Genomic DNA, 17,852 nt, shown 5'->3' on the forward strand with positions numbered 1-17,852 from the left:
GGCCGAGCTTTTACGATCCCATTATCAATCGAACATACGGAGAAATGGCCTCGCATTATTCTCTGGCTGTCATCCCGGCCCGAAGTAAAAAGCCCCGTGATAAAGCCAAGGTCGAGCAAGGCGTGCTCCTTGTCCAACGCTACATTCTCGCCCGACTTCGCAAGCACCGTTTCTTTAGCCTGGCCGAGGCAAACTCTGCGATCGCGTCACTCCTGGTCGACTTGAACAACAAATCCTTCAAGAAGCTGCCGGGATCGCGCCGCAGCACCTTCGATGAATTCGAACGCTCATCGCTGAAGGCGCTTCCATTGCTGCGCTATCAATATGCTGACTGGAAGGTGGCGCGCGTGGGACCCGACTACCACGTCGACATTGACGTTCACTATTACTCTGTACCGCATCGCTTCGCGCGTCAACAGGTCGACGTTCGATATACGAACGGGACAGTCGAGATCTTCCACCGAGGCACGCGTATCGCCGCCCACGCGCGAAGCACTCGACGTGGTCACCACACTACGGTTAATGCGCACATGCCGCCTCACCATCAAGAGGTCAGCGGATGGGGAGCACAGCGCCTGTACGACTGGGCCATGCGTATCGGCCCGCATACCGCCGCCGTGATCCAGCACTTGCTCGGCGGTCGACAGCATCCTCAACAAGCCTATCGCGCCTGCCTTGGCGTGCTTCGCCTCGGCAAAGACCATGGCAATGCGCGGCTGGAAGCCGCGTGCTGCCGCGCCATCGATCTGAAGGCGCCAAGCTACCGTTTCATTAGCTCGACGCTTAAGAACGGTCTGGACCAGTCGCCTCAGACAGAAACGGATCAGGCCAGCTTACCGCTCACACATCCCAATGTGCGCGGCCCCGACTACTACCATTGAAGAGGACGCATGCTCAACCATCCAACGATCGACAAGCTTCACGCGCTGAGGCTGAACGGCATGGCAGCCGCCTTGGCGCAACAGCAGAATAACCCCGATATCGAAGCGCTGGGTTTCGAAGAGCGCTTGGGCTTGCTTGTGGAGCGCGAAGCAAGCGAACGCGAATCCAGGCAAACCTCATCGCGCCTTCGGCGTGCCAAGCTGAAGTTCTCCGATGCCGTGGCCGAAGACATCGACTACCGCACCCCGCGCGGGCTCGATCGCGCACTCATGGGCCGCTTGCTGACCGGCGAATGGATTCGGGAGAAGCACAACACGCTGATTATCGGCGCGACCGGCCTCGGTAAGACCTGGCTCGGATGCGCGCTTGCCAATCAGGCATGCCGCTTAGGCTACACGGTGGCCTATCTCAAGATGCCGCGACTCACAGAGGAACTCGCTATTGCGCACGGCAGCGGCCGATACGCGCGAGCGCTCGCGCAGTGGGCCAAAACGGACGTACTGTTGATGGATGACTTCGCGATGGCACCAATGCCTGACAGCGCCCGGCGCGACCTGCTCGAAATACTTGATGACCGCCACGGTCGCCGTTCAACCATCGCGACGAGTCAAATTCCTGTCGAAAACTGGCATGGCGCGCTTGGTGATCCGACACTTGCCGACGCCATTCTCGACCGGCTTGTTCACAACACGTATCGGATCACCATGAAGGGCGAATCGATGCGAAAAACAAAAAATTAGTTTGACCGAAAACCTGCAGGCAGAGTAAAAACAGAAAACCCCTGCGTCGCTGCGCTCCGACTGTCCAGCTTCGCGCGAAACACCTGTCCGCCTTCACGCGAAACGCGTGTCCAGCTTCCCCGAAATACGCACGCTCGGGACGTTGACGCCTTTTCGGTCCGAAAGGATGCCGCCGATGACAACTTCCGTGGTCATACGGGTAAGCGACGTATCGACAATCTTGAACCTCAGCAGGCCGTCGTTGGCAAGCAAAGTATCGCCGATCGCCGCGACTGCGAAGATTTCGGGGTGAGGGAGACAGACCCTCGACTCGTCACCGGACGCGCTATCAAGGTCAAAGCTGAAGGCCTGTCCTGGCCGCAGATCGACTTTCCCATCTTTGAACCGCGCCACACGCAGCTTCGGCCCTTGCAGATCAAGCAACACGCCGATCGGACGACCATGTCGGGCCTCGATACGGCGAATTGCTTGCAGTCGCTGAGCCTGTTCCGCATGGCTGCCATGGCTCATGTTCAACCTGAAAACATCGGCGCCGGACACATACAGGCTCTCAATCAGGCTTTCGGCGGAGCTTGAAGGTCCGAGCGTCGCAAGGATTTTCGTGGAACGGTTTCTATTCATCGATGAAGATTCTCAGGTTGCGAAAGACTTCGTGCGGAAGGGACGAGGAATCGAAGCGGGCCGGAGATGACGCCGCTCGGGTAAGCGAGCAACTACCGTCCTCCGAAGTGACGACATTGCAGTCGGTCTCGATCGGTACAGCGAACCTATGCGATCGAGGCTTCCTGCGCGTGACTCCGTGCCAAGGTCCTCCTGTTCGCAATCGCCGAAGCGTCGGACCGTTGTCCGACGTTCTTGATTGACCAGCGGGAACGCGCTTTAGGTCGCGGTCCCCGTTAGCATCTACTTTGCGGCGTGAAGAACGTGTGGCCGCGCCGCGGGGCGCGGCGATTATCTTGCGGTGCCATCCCGGGCGATGACGAAGAAGTTGTCGTCGCCCATCTGGCCGCCCTTGAGTGCAAGCTGAAGGTTTCGCAAATGAGACTTATCGGAAAGCACACGGCACAATGGCGCGCCTGCGGCGAGGCGCCCGTCAATCTCAAGTGCATCGGGCCCAAGAACCTGTATGACTTGACTCGACGTATCGCCGCCTGATAGAACCAGGCGGCGCAAATGAGTGGCCTCAAGGACAGCACTCGCGACCGCGCCAAGACGTTGGCCCAGCAATCGCCCCCCTTGATGCCGAGCGTCGTCCGGGGTCAGTCCGTCGGCAGTAAAGCACTCGAGCATTTCCGCGATGCGTGTATCGCGCGGGCCACGGGCAGTATGCATGATGACACTGCGCCCGTCGCTGAGCAGCGCAATCGTGCGGCCGACGATATCTTGAGCTGTTTGCTGCCACGAGTCTTCCCGGACGAGCGCTTTTGCGTCGATGGCAATCTCGGCGAAGCCTGCCGCGATCGCCGTGTCAATCTGTGCGGAAGACAGTGGTGACGCACTGCCGGAGATGGCAAGAATTTGACTCGTGGGCGCAATATGGTCGTAAGATCGCTGCGTATTGGGAAGCTTCCCGAGTTCACGCCACCATTGGGTCAGCGCATACTCGACCCCGGACGAGCCAATGGTAAATATGGGACCGACCGTTGAAGCGTAGCCGTCAAGGATGCGACCGACTTCGGTCAGATGACGTTCCGTGACTGAATCGAGCAAGATTCCCGCGTCGCCGGTTGAAGTTGCTTCCGACCACGCCCGGTCTATTTCTTCTCGAGCGCCTTCCAGACTGGGCAGGAAGATTCCGGAGAGAGGCAGGTCTGTCTGCAGCGCCAGATGGCGCAGAAGATCTCCTTCCATCATCGGTGTGACCGGGTGGACGCTCATGATCGGATGGCGATCGATTCGATAAGTCTTGTTGTCGGTACCGGACCGGGCAAACAGGTTGCCAAACGCGCAGTAGCGCTTCAATGCTGGAGTCCCGGCAACAATCGGAACTGGATACCGCGTGATTCCAGCGCGGGCTATCTCCAAAGCTTTTCCGATGCTTCCTATCGCCGGGCCACTATCGAAAGTTGAACAGACTTTGTAGTGAAGGATCGGAGCATTCAGGGCGCGCAGAGCCTCGAATACCGATGGAAGGGATGCTTCCATTTCGGACGGGCTCATGCCTCGACTGTCACCTGCCACACCGATAGCGTCAAATCCGCCTAGTTGCGATAACCTCTCGGAAGAAGGCGCTTTCAAGAAAAGGGCGCACCGCAGCCCCGCGAAGGCTAAGACTTCCAGAGCGTCAGTCGATCCGGTAAAGTCGTCGCCGTAGAAAGCCAGACGCAATGCCGCGTCCGATTGTTCGGATTTTGTGCTCATCTCGGATCACGCCGATTGGAAGTGAGACAGGGCAGCACGCAGTGCAGGCCGGGACTCCGCGAAGGTTTTCAGATCTACTCCTTCGACTGCCGCTTCCCACCCTTCTCGCATACTGGCAACACCCGCGGCGATTCCGTGCGGATGTCCGATGATTCCGCCACCGGCCAGATGCATCAGGTCCACGGAGCCCAGTTGAGCGTAAAGGTCAGGAGCTTGAGACGCCCACTGGCCCGACGAAAAAACCGGCATTAGCGGCTGCACACCCGCGAACGGTGCCAGGCAGGCACGGGCCGAATCGATGACGGATGTATCTGGCTCCCAGAATTTGCTTCGAATGCCGTTGACGTGCAGATGATCTACTCCGGCAAGTCGCCACAACTTCTGAAACGCCTGAAAGGAGAACCCGAGTTCCGGACAGCGTGTGAACGCCCCCCAGCCGTTGCGATGGCCGTGGATAGGTACTTGGGCATGCTTGCGAAGATGCTCGACGCCAGCAAAACCGACCCAATTAATGGAAACCATCACGCACGTACCGCCGGCCCGCAGAACCGCATCGTGTCGGTGGAGCATCTCGTCGATTGTGCCGGAGATGTTGATCGCGTACATCGGCATGCGACCCATGCGGTCGGCGTGTCGATGCAAGACCGGCATGACGGCTGCGAGCCGCTCATCAAAGCTCGCGTATGCGGGATCGGCGAGCAGCTCGTCATCCTTGATGAAGTCAATGTCGGCGGCGCAAAGGCTATCGACGATTTCCGCCGTTTGCTCCGGAAGCAAGCCGATGCTCGGCTTGATGATCGTTCCGATCATTGGTCTGTCGTAGACCATAGCGAAGTCACGGGTTCCACCGATACCGAATTGAGGGCCGGGGAATCGTGCCGCATACGTTGCTGGTAGATCGATGTCAAGCAGGCGCAGCCCTGTCACTTCCCCTAACTCAAACAGGTTGCCTGCAACAGTCGATAAAAGGGTGGGCAGATTCGCGCCAATGTTGTCCACCGGGAAGGCGATCTCGATCTCGCCTCGGTAATAGACGCTCGGCGGACCCTTGCGTTCGACGTGAGCGCTGCGCAGCGACGGCTCGAGAACGGGGGGGTGCGAATCGACCTTCACCACACGAGCCCGGGCACGATTTTTTAGCGCATCAGTTTCTCCCGGGAGCGCGAGAAACGTTCCGCTCGACTGTTCGCCGGCAATGACTTCGGCGGCTTTTGCAATCGGTACTGAGCTTTCAACAAAATAGCGCGCAGTGAATTCCGCTCTTTGACTGGAGGTTTCGACCATGTTCGACTCTGCGTCCTGGGATTTTAGACCTGAAACCGGGCGCATGGACGTATCGTGGGACGCATGCGCTTAAACCGGGAGATGTCCAGAATATAGGTTTGACGACTCGCGACATCAAACGATATGATTTCTCGACGCGGAGCGAAAAACTCACAATAGGCCACTTCCATCAGCACTGGGCCTCGGGCCCACAGGAGCCCACGTGCCTCGTCTCTCGTTGAATGCGCTGCGCGCCTTTGAAGCCACAGCTCGCCTTCGGAGCTTCGGTGCCGCTGCCGACGAGCTCAGCGTCACTCATGGTGCGGTCAGCAGACATATCCGCGCGCTTGAAGACCAGCTGGGCCTGCTACTGCTGTCACGCAATGCGCACGCGACTGAGCCGACGCCTGAAGGGGCGCAGTTGGCCGAAGGCCTGAGCGTGGCGTTCAACCTTATACAAAGGACCGTCGATCAGCTGAAGCCCGGGCCGTTGACGCTCTCATGCTCGGCCTCGATCATGATGTACTGGCTGCTGCCGCGCCTCTCAAAGCTGAAAAATGCGATCCCATCGCTTGAGCTGAGTTTCAACACAAGTCATGGCGAAATCGACTTTACCCGAGACAAGATAACGGTGGCGATACGGCTTTCGTCCATCCCGGTACCTAAAGGTGTCACCCCGATACCGTTGATTGAGGAATGGATCGGCGCAGTGTGCGCCCCAGAGTACATGCGAACAAACCGGATCGAAAAACCGAGCGACCTTGAGCGGGCGCGGCTTCTAGCAACCAATACGCGACCGTCCGCGTGGGTCGACTGGTTTAAGGCGACCTCGACGGTGCTTGAAAACCCACCCGAGATCGCTGAATCGTTCGATCATTTTTATCTTCAGATCCAAGCCGCTAAATGCGGATTGGGAGTCGCTGCAGTGCCGAGAATGCTTGTCCGAGACGAATTGGACTCAGCTGGTCTTGTCGCGCCGTTTGGCTTCGTCCCAGGACCTGTAAGTATTGTGCTGTGGGTTGCTCCTCACGCGGAGAGTCAGTCGAAAACCGTCGCCTTGGTGGAATGGCTAAGGAACGAGCTACAGCAAATGGAAGGATGAAGCCTCATCGGCCTGTTTTCTCGCCGCGATCTGCGTAACTTAGTGTGACTTTTTTTCACGATGTGCGGCCTTATTATCCTTTGACCGTGTCCGCTTAGGCTCCAATAATCTCCACACGGGATGGCGCGCAGCGCCGTCGTTCTACGCTTACGGGCATCCTGTCGATGCCGCTAGCGGACTGACATCAAAAGGGACAAGGTGGAGCAGATGGAGCAAAAAGACGCAAGCCGCGTTGCAGTAGTCACGGGCGGCGCAATGGGCATCGGTGTAGATTCAGCAGAACAGCTTGCAAAACGGGGTTATCACGTCGTTCTTGCCGATATCAACAAGAACGCCGCAGAGGAAGCGGCGTCAAACTTGCGGCGCGCGGGCCTGTCAGTTTCGGCTACGGAGATGGATGTCTCAAGCGCGGAATCGATTGCCGCTGCGTTCGATGCGATCGACAAGACGCACGGGCGTTGTGACGTGTTGGTGAACGGCGCCGGCATTGCCAAGCTGGTGCCATTCATAGACTATCCCCTCGACACGTTTCTCAAAACCATGCAGGTCAATGTAACTGGCGCGTTTCTATGCTCCCAACATGCCGCGCGTCTGATGGTTAGGAACCGCTGGGGCCGCATCATCAATATAGCGTCGGTGGCCGGCATACGAGCCGTCGGTAAGGGACGCACGGCCTACGGCACGTCGAAAGGCGCTGTCATCGCTTTAACGCGCCAGATGGCGGTGGAGCTCTGTGACTACGGCATCACCGCTAACGCAATCGCCCCGGGTCCAGTTGATACGCCGATGACTAAGGCGCTCCACAGCGAAGAGTTCCGTGCCGAATACTCAAATGCGATTCCGATGAAGCGATACGGCACGACGTCGGAAATCGCCACAGCCGTCTGCTACCTGGCGTCCGAGGAAGCTGGATATACGAACGGGATCGTGCTTCCGGTGGACGGAGGATTCCTCGCATGGGGGGCAGGCGCGGTTTGAACGGCATTCGAGGGCTCGGGACACCAACCGCTGGGAGCAAAGGACCGTGGCAGCCGATTGGCTTCTAAATCCGTGCGCGGTCAATGAGCGCCGGCTTGACCGACAGCAGCCTTTCAGCGCGTCCTGAGCATTAGTAGGTAGGGCGGCGTCCTTGAGAGCCCGTTTTACCGCTCGGGAGCGGCCATTCAGGTCACGGAAAGGCTGAACGGCAAGTCAGGGTCGGGAGTACGCACTGCCGACTGGCCGCTTTCCAGCGATGAGTTTGAAGAGCGGACGGGCGCAGCATGACCCGTACCGGTCCTTCAACGTGTCAGATCGACTATGGCGGGTTTAGATGTGGAACGGACGTCCGCGCATTCAGCGCTATCAGTCAGTTTTCCAGCGGACCGTATATGACCACCCATCGATCCATCAGAGGCGTGCGAGCGCATCGTTGTACCCGGGTCACGCTTCAGTGACTATCCGCTCGATCATGCGGATTTCGTACAACACACCCTTCACGTGACGTGCGCGCCCAGCAAGGAAGCCAAAAACGATAGCAGCCACACCAACCGCGGCGAACATCCATCCCACGCTAACGAAATTTCCCGTCCATCCATGCAGCACACCAACCAACAGCGGGCCCGCCGCTCCGACGCCATAGCCAATTCCCTGCACCATCCCGGAAAGTTCGGCGGCAATGTGCGCGTTCTTCGAGCGCAGCACAATCAGCGTCAACGCTACCGAGGTGAGCGCGCCCTGACCGATCCCTTGTACAACTGCCCAAAGCCACAGCGTTGAAAGTGGAGCAAACAAACAACCAAGGAAGCCACTGACAGCCAGCAAAACCACGACGGCATTGAGTACACGCTGGCTTGGAAGCTTCGCTGCCATACCAGGCGCTACCAGGCACGCCAATGTTTGCAGGATCACCGAGACCGACACCACCAGACCAGCGTGGCCGGCCGGGACACCGCGATCACGCAGGATTGGAGCCAGCCATCCAAATACCGTGAACGACAGCATCGACTGTAGCACCATGAAGATCGTAACCTGCCATGCAAGCGGGCACTGCCACAGGCCGCGCGACACGATCCGTCCTCGATGACCGACCACCTGCGGCGACTGCAAATGAGGACGCCAGCAGAGCGCTGCGACGAGAGCCGGTAATGCCCAGAAAGCCAGCGCGGGCGCCCATGCACCGTGGAACCGCCGCTCGAGTGGCACGGTCAATCCGGCCGCCATGGCGGCACCCGCGCACAACGCCATTGTATACAGTCCCGCCATCAGACCAGTACGCTCAGCAAAGTCCCGTTTGATCAGGCCGGGCAGGAGCACGTTAATGACCGCGATCGAGGCGCCAGCGAGGATCGTGCCCGCGAACAGCGCGACGACCGGACCGGCCACCCTCAACACGGTACCAGCCGCAAGCAGCAGCATCAGCCAGAAAATGATCCGTTCGGCGCCAAACCGGCGTGCGAGCGCAGGACTGGCCGGCGCAAAGATGCCAAGGCACAGGACGGGCAAGGTCGTGAGCGCGCTCGCCATCGTGGGCGCAAGGCCATTTGCACGGACTACTTCAGGCAGCAACGAGCCGAGGCTCGAAAACAGCGGACGGAGATTGAGCGCGACCAGGACAAGGCTGGCTCCAAGCAATACCTTCCCGCGAACTCTGGTGAGTGCTTCAACCTTGGGCGGCGGCACGGAATCAACCTGTGCATCGATCAGCTGCTCGTCTGCAAGAGAATCGGAAATTTCCGGGCTCATGAGCGGGACACCTCTGGCAGCGCGACAAGGTCCGGCTTGAACGAGATATAGGCCTCGCCACCCAGCACGGCTGAACCCAGGATCCCCAGGATCTGTCGCAGGTGCTGCTGGCCAACAGCCGTACCGATGGCTCCCGGCGACGTGCCGGACATTGCGACGGGCCTATCGCGCCAGACGCACTTGTCCATAGGCTTCGAGCCCCAGTCGATCGCATTCTTGAGAACCGCGGGTAACGAACGGTTGAATTCCGGCATGACCATTAGGAAAGCGTCGGCGCGCTCGCACTCCTCAACAAATTGCTTCACCGACTCCGGCCGGTCGACCTCCAGATCACCGTTATACATGGGAAGCGCGCCTAGGCCGACCGTGTGGAAGCGCAGTGAGGGGGGCGCGAGCCGTGTCATTGCCGTGGCAAGCTTGCGGTTGATCGAATCGGTTCTAAGACTGCCGACGAGGACAGCAACAGCAACCTGGTATTGCATCATACATTCCCTTTTCCAAATAAACTCTCCGCGCGGGACTCTTGCGGTCCAGCCCGGGCCTTACAGACTGCCTGGCAACCGTGTAGTCGTGTCACGTCGGCAACATGCCCGATCTCGGCCAGCTGTGCGGTGTCTCGCCGCGACCGAGATCCAGCGCTGGTTCACGGTTGTTGAAAAGTGAGCGTCACCTTCATGCATGATCCTCCGGTTCTCTTATATCCAGCAGCAGACGGGACTCCCGCCGCAACAGCCTCCACTGCCCGTCTCCGCTGCGGCGCAGGGTGTCGTCGTAAGCAACCATCAGTACGGACGGACGTACCCGTAGTGGCGCATCGGCAGGCGGCTTCGCCTTCAAAACGACGGTAACCGAACGAGCCCGTGCATTTTCGGAATCATTCAGGTCCACCACGATGTTCGACACGAGGTGGCGCGAGAAGCCCCCTGGGGGCCTCGCAGCGTAGACCGCTCTAATCTCCCCATGGCCCCGGTACGTCTTGCCGTCGGGACGCTGCCAGATAGCGTCCGGCTCGAACAGGTCCGCAAACGCCTCGACATCGTCTCCGTCCGCGGCGACAGCGTACTTCCGGATGGTTTTGGCGCAGCTCCATTCCGCCAGCATTGCCTGCATCTCGTCCATTGTCCCTCTCCCGATCGTCATGCCGTGTGCTCAACTGCGGCCAGCCACATGGCTGGGCTTTAACGACACCGGCTCCCCGTCCCGGATCAGCACGACCTCTTCGGGAAAGGACTGGACGATTTCGATGCCCTGCTTTGCAAGACCATCAAGCAGTTCGGGAAGCCTTTCGAGCGAGGCGTCCTCGATATCGTGCAAAACGACGACCGTCCAGTCCTGCTTTGCAACGTCTGACAGGCAGCGTTCTACCCAATGTGCCTGATCATCCCAGTCGTGCGGCACACTGTTCCACGCAATGCATGTGAAACGGTGCTCCATCAGATGGGCGAGCGCTTCTTCGCTGAGCAAATGCGGTCCGAGAAGACCAAAATTGCCAAAAGGGCGGAACAGGCGCTCCGATATGCCACGCTCGGCAATCAGCGCCTGCGTGTCGCCGACCTCGCGTAGCGCATAGCCTGGCTCAGTGCTATCTCCGAATGCGACGGAATGGGTGAATGAGTGATTGCCCACCCAATGGCCGTGCTCGACTATCTTGTCGAGCAAAGCCGCACCCACGGGATCGCCTATGCGATTCCCCACGACGAAGAAGGTTGTCTTGATACCGCGCTCGGCCAGGATGGCCAGAATCGACTCGGTGACCCCGGGCGTCGGGCCATTATCGAATGTGAGCGTAATTTTCTTCATGGTTCATGTTCCGCGCAAAGCAGTGGCAAATTAAGCGGCACGCACCAGGTGACGTTGTGTACCGAGGCCGGTGATCGACATATCGACGACATCGCCGTGCGCCAGATACGTTCGCGGCGTCATACCGAAGCCCACGCCCGCCGGTGTTCCCGTGATGATGAGATGACCGGGGCGTAGTGTCATGAACTGGCTGCAATAGCTGACGATCGTATCGACATCGAAAATCAGATCGGCCGTACTACCGCGCTGGCGCGCAGCGCCGTTCACATCGAGCTTCAGTTCGAGCGACCCGGACTCCAACTCGCTCGCCCTCACGAGCCATGGGCCGACCGGCGTGAATGTGTCGAAGCACTTGCCTTTGCTCCACTGACCGCCCCGTTCGACTTGCCAGTGCCGCTCTGACACGTCGTTGACCATGACATAACCGGCAATGCACTTGCGTGCCTCGCTCTTGTCGATGCGCGAGGCGGTGCTGCCAATGACAATCCCGAGCTCGATCTCCCAGTCCGTACTCGTCGAGCCGGGCGGCAAGAGTATGTCGTCGCCGGGTCCGCAAAGGGATGAAGTCGACTTAAAGAAGACGACCGGCTCGGAAGGGATGGGCAAGTTGGATTCCATCGCATGTTGGCGGTAGTTCAGCCCCACCGCGATGATTTCCTTGACGTCGCCAAGTGGCGAGCCGATGCGCCCAGGGGCGTCCACCCTTGGTAGCTTCAGTGGATCGAGCGCCTCGAGAAAGCGCATGCCCTCAGGCGAGAGCACGGACTCGTCAATATCTTTGATAATCGGGCTCAAGGCACGCACGGAGCCATCAGCGGCGAGAATGGCCGGAAGTTCCTGGCCCTGGGGCCCATAGCGGAGTAGTTTCATCGGATTCTTTCTGAGTCAAGCGGAAAAACTATTGGCGCACGAACCACGATTCTCTTTCGATCTGCAATGGCAGAAGAATACGAACGACGCAGTTGTACCAGGCGATTGTCACAAGTAGCTCGAGACGTTGTTGCTGACCGAGGAAGGCGGTAGCGTCCCATGTACTGTCGCTGACGCGCCCTTCTAGGGTTGCTTCTTTCGCTAGGCGAACCACGGCGCGCTCTTCGGCGGTGAAGTGTTCCGATTCCTCAAAGTCCTGCAGGTTCTCGAGCTGTTCGCGTCGTACGCCCGCGCCCAGAGCCGCATTCCAATGGTGGTCCACCTCGTAGGTCGCATTTGCAAGGACCCCTACCATTACCACTGCAAGTTCGCGGAAGACTCTGGGAAACGAGGTCTGCTTGCGCAGTGCGCCTGCCATTCCGAGAACCGCCTCCGTGAGTGCCGGGGCGTTCGCAAGCGCCAGGAAAATATGCTCGGGATTTGGACCGCGTTCTGCGATCAGCCGGTCGTAGAGATCTGTTCTGCCGTCCGGGATGGTCTCTCTGCTCACATAGGGGATACGTGCCATATCTAAAAACCTTAACCGTGATCAAATGAGATGGATCGTTGCTCTCGTGAGCAACGATCAGATATTCACCTACGCGTGGCCTCAGCTCATTCCCAGATAGGCTTCCAGGGACGGCTCGGGTCCTCCGGGCGGCGGATTTCTCCGTTCCACGCCATGGAAGCAAGAAGCATTCTTCAGCCAGGTCAACCGCGGCGGGAGTCCCCACGACTCGGTTACCCGGGAGATGTTGGTCAAGTCATGAACAATCGGCTCGTCTTGCGCATCGCCGGTGTAGATCGGGGGCGGCAGCAATTCGACGCGGTGGCCGTCCGGATCAACCAGGTAGACATAGTACGAATGTCCCAGACTGTGCCTACCGGGCCCGAACTCGACGTTGTCGCCAAACCCCAGGCTACCGGCGACATCGCAAGCCCTCATGATTTCAGTGATACCGTGGACGACGTATGCGAAATGATGCAACGCGGGTCCTGGGCGCTTGATAAGAACGACATCGTACTGAGAGTCCTTGGCGTGCAAAAAGACGCCGACCGGCTGATCTCCCACGATCATGTAGTCCAGAATTCGAAACCCAAAATCGGCGTAGAAGCTTGCTGCCAGCTGGACGTCGGGGGCGGTGACCTGGTAATGATCGAAGCGAAGTGCACCCCCGCCTCGAATACTTTCGAACTTCTGATCGACCCGTCCAAGGCGCGGCATGGTGGAGCAAAACTCTAGCGGGGTTCCGCTGATGTCCGATGCATGCAGGGTGCGTGATTGGAACGGTGCATCGACGAATTCGGCTTTGATTCCGCGCTTATCGAAGAAGAACTTGGCTTTTTCCAGGTCTTCGTCATCATAGGTCCGCAGCCCGGTCCTGATACACGAGGGCGCGCCATCCGTGCGCTTCAGGATCAAGCTATGGTGTGAGCGTTCTTCTACGCCTCGTAGATAGATCGTGTCACGGTCCTCGTCACTCACGGTCAAGCCCACGACTTCCGTATAGAAATCGCGGCTACGCGCCAGGTCACGGACGGTAAAGGTCAGGTGGCTTGCCCGAGTCACGCGGAAGGGTGCCGGCTGGGCTGTCTTAGGAATCTGGGTCATCGCATCTCCTTGTCCTGGTGAATATTTTTGGGTAAAGCCTTACTAGTTTGAAAAACCATTCTCACGAGAACGGGCATGAAATCGACTCACTGAATGCGACTGAGGTGGTGAATTCCGCGCACTGGGCGTCAAGATTGCTCATCCATCATCCGGTACTCGGCAACCTCGGAATGCTCACGCCAAAGGTCTGAAGCAAGAGAATGGCGTTGAGAACCAGAATCGCCCCGGTCCCCAGAGTCGCTGCGACGGACACAAGCCAACTGTTCACGAAGGGTCCCATGATGTCTCGCCGGCAAGTGAAGATAAGCAATGCAATCATGGGAACCGGTAAGGCGAAGCTCAAAACCACCTGGCTATAGACCAGCGCATCGGTTGCGTTGGCACCGAGCGCGACGACGACGAACGCCGGCACCATCGTTACAGTCCGGCGAAGCCAGACGGGGATACGAAACCCTGCGAAACCTTGCATGATCATTTGACCCGCCATCGTTCCGACGACCGAACTCGAAATCCCGGAAGCAAGGAGCCCAACAAGAAAGACACCGGCCGCGCCAGCGCCGAGCAAGGGCGTCAAGGTGTGGTACGCGATTTCGATCTCACCCACCTCGGGATGACCCGTATGAAACGCACCGGCGGCCATGATGACCATGGCCATGTTGACCAGCCCCGCGAGTACCAGCGCGACGATCACCTCGAGATTGGAGAAGCGCACCAGTCTTTTGCGAGCGGCGTCAGTGCGCGCTGGTACACGGTCCTGCACCAGTCCCGAGTGCAAATAGATGGCATGGGGCATCACCGTGGCACCGAACATGCCGACCGCGACTGTGAGGGCATCACGGGTAGGTAGCTGTGGCACGAACATGCCGTGTACGGCGGCGCTCCACGCTACATGAACAATGGACAGTTCGACCAGATAAGACAGCGCAATGGCAGCGACGAGACCGCCGATGATGAGCTCGACCGGACGAAATCCCCGCCTTTCGGCCATCAGGATCGAATACGTGACGAGTCCTGTAATCACCATGCCGACGATCAGCGGCAGTTGGAAAAGCAGAGACAAGCCTATCGCGCCGCCCAGAAATTCCGCGAGATCCGTCGCCATCGCTGCGATCTCGCTGATGCCCCACATCGCGTAGACCAAGGGCAATGGAAACTGCTCGCGGCACATTTCGGCGAGATTGCGGTTCGTAACGATACCCAGTTTGGCCGATAGCGCCTGAAACAGCATCGCGACGATGTTTGCGCCGAGCACCACCCAAAGCAGTGCGTAGCCGTATCGGGCACCCGCCTGAAGGTTCGTGGCGAAATTGCCGGGGTCCATGTAGGCAATGGAAGCGATGACCGCTGGCCCAACAAACAGAAGGCTCGCGCGACCAGAGGTCCTGTGTCCTGCAAGGACCTCGCCGATGGCCAGCGCGGTCCGTACGGTCAGCCCCTGTTCTAAGTTGGCATTATCCACTACGTCGAATCTCCGAAAGTGCACTCGCTGTAAACCGCTTGGTACCAAAGCGATGCGTCATGTCCGTGCTGATGGAGCGGACCTCCGCAACCCGGGGTACAGATCGATGAAGCCAATGTAGTACTGGGCAGTACTATTTTTCAAGCATGGTAGATGTCGACGCGAGGAGGAGGATATTGGGGTAAACACCATTTTGTGACCACCTTTCTTGATCGAATGGGCGGACGGGAGTCTGTAAGCTTGAGTACCAATCGGTACGATTGCGAGTGTGCCGGCGGGAGCAAGCGGCAAGGGCTAGGGAAGTGTTCTTCTCTTGATGGAACTTATCTGGATTGAGCAGTTTCACTGCGTGATCGCCTCGAGAGGTCGTGCAATTTGCCCCCCGAGTTGTGCGAGTTGCCCCAGAGATCGTGTTGACCGATGAGGAGCGAGACGAGCTGACGAGGCTGGTTCGCTCGAAGCTCTGTCTCACGTTGGAGTGAGCGGTATGTGCAATCGCGGCTGGCCGGTGTCGAGCGCGACCTGCCCCGCGGTGCGCCGCCGGTCAAGGTCGAACTGGCACGTCTGGTGGAGCTGACCACGGCATTGGCGCGCGCACGGTTTCAAACCGCACCTCATCGGCGGCTTCAAGGTTTCGCGCGACCCGCAGTTCGTCGAGAAGCTCGAAGATATCGCGGGTCTTTACATGTCGCCGCCCGAGCATGGGCTGGTGCTTTGGTGCAACGAGAAGAGCCAAGTGCAGGCGCTGGACCGCACGCAGCCCGGGTTGCCGCTAAAGAAGGGGCGTGCGGCCACCATGACGCACGACTACAAGCGCTATGGCACGACCACGCTGTTTGCGACGCTCAACGTGCTGGACGGGCAAGTCATCGGTTAGCGCCAGCAGCGCCACACCTACATCGAGTGGCTGAAGTTCCTGCGCCAGATCGATCGCGAAACGCCGGGGGACTGACGCTGCACCTGATCGCTGACCACTACGCCACGCACAAGCATCTGGCTGTGCAGGCCTGGCTGGCGAAGCCTCCGCGCTTGAACATGCACTTTACGCCCCCTCCGCGTCGTGGCTGAACATGATTGAGCGCTCTTTCCGCGATATCATTACTGAGCGGCGCCGCCGCGGCGTGCCCGAACTGGTCGCGCCATCGATGAGTTTGTCGCCCATCACAACACCAACCCCAACCGTTCATCTGGACCAGGAGCCCACGCGACATCCTACAGAAGGTCATTCGCCCGAATAGCCGCCGAAGTTCCAAACAGAATGGAACGCTACACTAGGGTAGGCTGGGTCGAGAGCGATCGGAAGTTCGGTTGAAAACGCAAAGAGGTTTACATGCCCACTAGCAAGACGCCTGCCTCAAAAAAACTGCCATCGCGTCTACCGGTGAGCAAATCGACGCAAAGACGCCGCGAACTGCTGAGCACTGCGGCGGACATGTTCTTGGCGCGCGGCTACGATGGCGTGACCCTGGATGAAATCATCGCTGAGGTAGGCGGCTCCAAGTCCAATGTGTATAAGCATTTCAAGGGCAAAGAGAGTCTCTTCATTGCCGCGGTCGAATATCTCAGCGACGAGATTTCCAGCGTATTTGCAGACTCCGATGCATTCTCGCTGCCGCTGCGGCTGGCGTTGACCAGCATTGGGCAAACGTTCTACAAGGCCGTGCTGCATCCTCGAGCCATCGCGCTGCAGCGCTTGGCCATTGCCGAATCGAGTCGCTTTCCACAAGTGGGACAGACGTGGTTCGATCGGGGACCGCGTATCTTTTACGAGGCAATGACAAAGTTCTGCGAGGAGCGCCAGGCACGCGGGGAACTGCGTACTTGCGACGCGCAGGAGGCTGCCATCCTCTTTCACGACATGATGGCGTTCAATTTATCGCACCAGCTCCTGCTCGGAATCATACGTCCACCCAAGGCGTCGATCGTGGAGGCAAAGGTTCGTTTCGTCGTCGATGCTTTTTTGAACGGGTTCGCTCACGAGCAGGAACAAAAGCTTTCAAGCGGCGGCCAGCACACGGCAGCGGTCGCCGCAGTTCCGGATCGTTTGAAGTTAACGTAGGCGCGCGCGCGGCGATGACGCACGTGGCTTACGTAAAGGACGCAGCCCCGGGTCGATCATGATGTAGTACAACATGAACCTAACGTTCCCAATCGCCGACGAAGTAGGCATGGCGAAGGTCCGGTGTCTGGGTGGAACTGCCGTTCGAATGTCCGCCCAGGCGTGAGAGCGAACGCCCGTAGATGGCCGAACCCGGTCCGATGACGGCGGACGCTCGCTGGACAACATGGCGAGCGCGTAGTAACGCGGCACGGTCGCAAGTAGCTCGGTCTCACTCACGATCTGAGCAACGGCCAGAAAGCCAGGCACGCGCAAGGCGATGATCCGCGTAATGCCACAGACGTCGCTGCGTAATCCGGGGGCCTTTGAAATGCAAAGAGCTTCCGCATCATCTGTTCAGGTATATGTTGTGAACAAACAGCGTCGATTCAGGCTTACGATCATGATCGATGTCGATCATGTCCACGCCGCCGCCCGACAGGTTATCCAGGAATTGCAGATTTGCGAGGGCGATGTCATTGTGCATCGCAGCCTGCAGGGCCTTGCGTGCGCCCTTGCCGCTCACAGACGATCCCTTCGGCATTTGCAGAGGCGGTGCGTTCAGCGCCGGCGGGTTAGCAATCTGCGGTTGCAGCATCAACACGTTCTGGGCGTAACACACGATAGGAGCGCCGCACAACAATGTCAGCAGGGTTGGCAGTAAAAGACGCTTCACGATGGCCATCCTTTCTGATTGGAACCATCCGATTATGGCTGCCGCGCCTGATTCGACAGTGACGCGTCCATTAAGAATTTGTTATCCGAAGGGCAGACTCGTACTCGTGGCTGAGAAAAGCGACTTTGGTTTGACGAGGACGCAGTGGTTCGCGCTGTCCGGTTCGCAAGCGGGAGAACGTGCTAGTGGGAGGGGGCGTGAGGCCACTTGTCGCATCGAAAGGTGG

At 58.8% G+C, this 17,852-nt stretch carries 16 protein-coding genes and 2 pseudogenes; 6 read left to right on the plus strand and 12 right to left on the minus strand.

Annotated elements, in window-relative coordinates; all coding sequences use genetic code 11:
- The coding region (locus tag PQR02_RS15575; protein WP_408232218.1) for a Mu transposase domain-containing protein at positions 1 to 881 on the plus strand (881 nt) is incomplete at its 5' end.
- Between the two features lie 9 nt (positions 882 to 890).
- A complete protein-coding gene (istB, locus tag PQR02_RS15580) occupies positions 891 to 1,622 on the plus strand; it encodes an IS21-like element helper ATPase IstB (RefSeq protein ID WP_408232221.1) in 732 nt (243 codons plus the stop codon).
- Between the two features lie 129 nt (positions 1,623 to 1,751).
- Here the strand turns inward: istB and PQR02_RS15585 are convergent.
- The 3 genes and pseudogenes from PQR02_RS15585 to PQR02_RS15595 form a co-directional block, all read right to left on the minus strand.
- Positions 1,752 to 2,243 (minus strand): annotated as a pseudogene (locus tag PQR02_RS15585) (pyruvate kinase); the annotation flags it as partial.
- A gap of 330 nt (positions 2,244 to 2,573) precedes the next feature.
- On the minus strand, positions 2,574 to 3,983 hold the full coding sequence (locus PQR02_RS15590) for a four-carbon acid sugar kinase family protein (RefSeq protein WP_408232227.1): 1,410 nt from the start codon (positions 3,981 to 3,983) through the stop codon (positions 2,574 to 2,576).
- Positions 3,984 to 3,989: 6 nt separating this feature from the next.
- Entirely contained in the window at positions 3,990 to 5,267 is a 1,278-nt protein-coding gene (locus PQR02_RS15595; protein ID WP_408232230.1) for a ribulose-bisphosphate carboxylase large subunit family protein, read from the minus strand.
- A 202-nt stretch (positions 5,268 to 5,469) separates the two neighbouring features.
- On the opposite strand from PQR02_RS15595, the gene PQR02_RS15600 reads away from it, so the two are divergent.
- Together PQR02_RS15600 and PQR02_RS15605 are read left to right on the plus strand one after the other, a co-directional pair.
- Positions 5,470 to 6,348, plus strand: a complete 879-nt coding sequence (locus tag PQR02_RS15600) for a LysR substrate-binding domain-containing protein (RefSeq protein ID WP_408232233.1) — start codon at positions 5,470 to 5,472, stop codon at positions 6,346 to 6,348.
- Positions 6,349 to 6,555: 207 nt separating this feature from the next.
- A complete protein-coding gene (locus tag PQR02_RS15605) occupies positions 6,556 to 7,326 on the plus strand; it encodes an SDR family NAD(P)-dependent oxidoreductase (protein ID WP_408232236.1) in 771 nt (256 codons plus the stop codon).
- Positions 7,327 to 7,770: 444 nt separating this feature from the next.
- On the opposite strand, the gene PQR02_RS15610 is transcribed toward PQR02_RS15605, so the two are convergent.
- From PQR02_RS15610 to PQR02_RS15645, 8 genes are all read right to left on the minus strand, one after another.
- Positions 7,771 to 9,072 (minus strand): CynX/NimT family MFS transporter, encoded by a 1,302-nt coding sequence (locus tag PQR02_RS15610; protein WP_408232239.1) that lies wholly within the window; start codon positions 9,070 to 9,072, stop codon positions 7,771 to 7,773.
- The gene (locus tag PQR02_RS15615) at positions 9,069 to 9,554 is read right to left on the minus strand and encodes an NADPH-dependent FMN reductase (protein ID WP_408232242.1); all 486 of its coding nucleotides are present in this window, start codon (positions 9,552 to 9,554) and stop codon (positions 9,069 to 9,071) included. The genes PQR02_RS15610 and PQR02_RS15615 overlap by 4 nt, the downstream gene beginning before the upstream one ends.
- Before the next feature lie 190 nt (positions 9,555 to 9,744).
- The gene (locus PQR02_RS15620; protein ID WP_408232245.1) at positions 9,745 to 10,191 is read right to left on the minus strand and encodes a nuclear transport factor 2 family protein; all 447 of its coding nucleotides are present in this window, start codon (positions 10,189 to 10,191) and stop codon (positions 9,745 to 9,747) included.
- 30 nt (positions 10,192 to 10,221) lie between these two features.
- Entirely contained in the window at positions 10,222 to 10,872 is a 651-nt protein-coding gene (locus PQR02_RS15625) for a polysaccharide deacetylase family protein (protein WP_408232248.1), read from the minus strand.
- Positions 10,873 to 10,902: 30 nt separating this feature from the next.
- Positions 10,903 to 11,742 (minus strand): fumarylacetoacetate hydrolase family protein, encoded by an 840-nt coding sequence (locus tag PQR02_RS15630; protein ID WP_408232251.1) that lies wholly within the window; start codon positions 11,740 to 11,742, stop codon positions 10,903 to 10,905.
- Between the two features lie 28 nt (positions 11,743 to 11,770).
- Positions 11,771 to 12,310 carry a carboxymuconolactone decarboxylase family protein gene (locus PQR02_RS15635; RefSeq protein ID WP_408232253.1) on the minus strand — a complete coding sequence of 180 codons (540 nt, stop codon included), beginning with the start codon at positions 12,308 to 12,310 and terminating at the stop codon, positions 11,771 to 11,773.
- A gap of 81 nt (positions 12,311 to 12,391) precedes the next feature.
- On the minus strand, positions 12,392 to 13,393 hold the full coding sequence (locus PQR02_RS15640; RefSeq protein WP_408232256.1) for a VOC family protein: 1,002 nt from the start codon (positions 13,391 to 13,393) through the stop codon (positions 12,392 to 12,394).
- A gap of 145 nt (positions 13,394 to 13,538) precedes the next feature.
- Entirely contained in the window at positions 13,539 to 14,852 is a 1,314-nt protein-coding gene (locus tag PQR02_RS15645) for an Nramp family divalent metal transporter (RefSeq protein ID WP_408232259.1), read from the minus strand.
- Positions 14,853 to 15,308: 456 nt separating this feature from the next.
- Here PQR02_RS15645 and PQR02_RS15650 point away from each other — a divergent pair.
- A pseudogene (locus tag PQR02_RS15650) lies at positions 15,309 to 16,127 on the plus strand (IS630 family transposase); the annotation flags it as partial.
- A gap of 55 nt (positions 16,128 to 16,182) precedes the next feature.
- Positions 16,183 to 16,911 carry a TetR/AcrR family transcriptional regulator gene (locus PQR02_RS15655; RefSeq protein WP_408232262.1) on the plus strand — a complete coding sequence of 243 codons (729 nt, stop codon included), beginning with the start codon at positions 16,183 to 16,185 and terminating at the stop codon, positions 16,909 to 16,911.
- A gap of 388 nt (positions 16,912 to 17,299) precedes the next feature.
- On the opposite strand, the gene PQR02_RS15660 is transcribed toward PQR02_RS15655, so the two are convergent.
- Positions 17,300 to 17,635, minus strand: a complete 336-nt coding sequence (locus PQR02_RS15660; protein WP_408232265.1) for a hypothetical protein — start codon at positions 17,633 to 17,635, stop codon at positions 17,300 to 17,302.
- Positions 17,636 to 17,852: the final 217 nt, after the last annotated feature.

Origin of the sequence: Paraburkholderia sediminicola (assembly GCF_046026895.1) — a bacterium.
Classification (GTDB): domain Bacteria; phylum Pseudomonadota; class Gammaproteobacteria; order Burkholderiales; family Burkholderiaceae; genus Paraburkholderia; species Paraburkholderia sediminicola_C.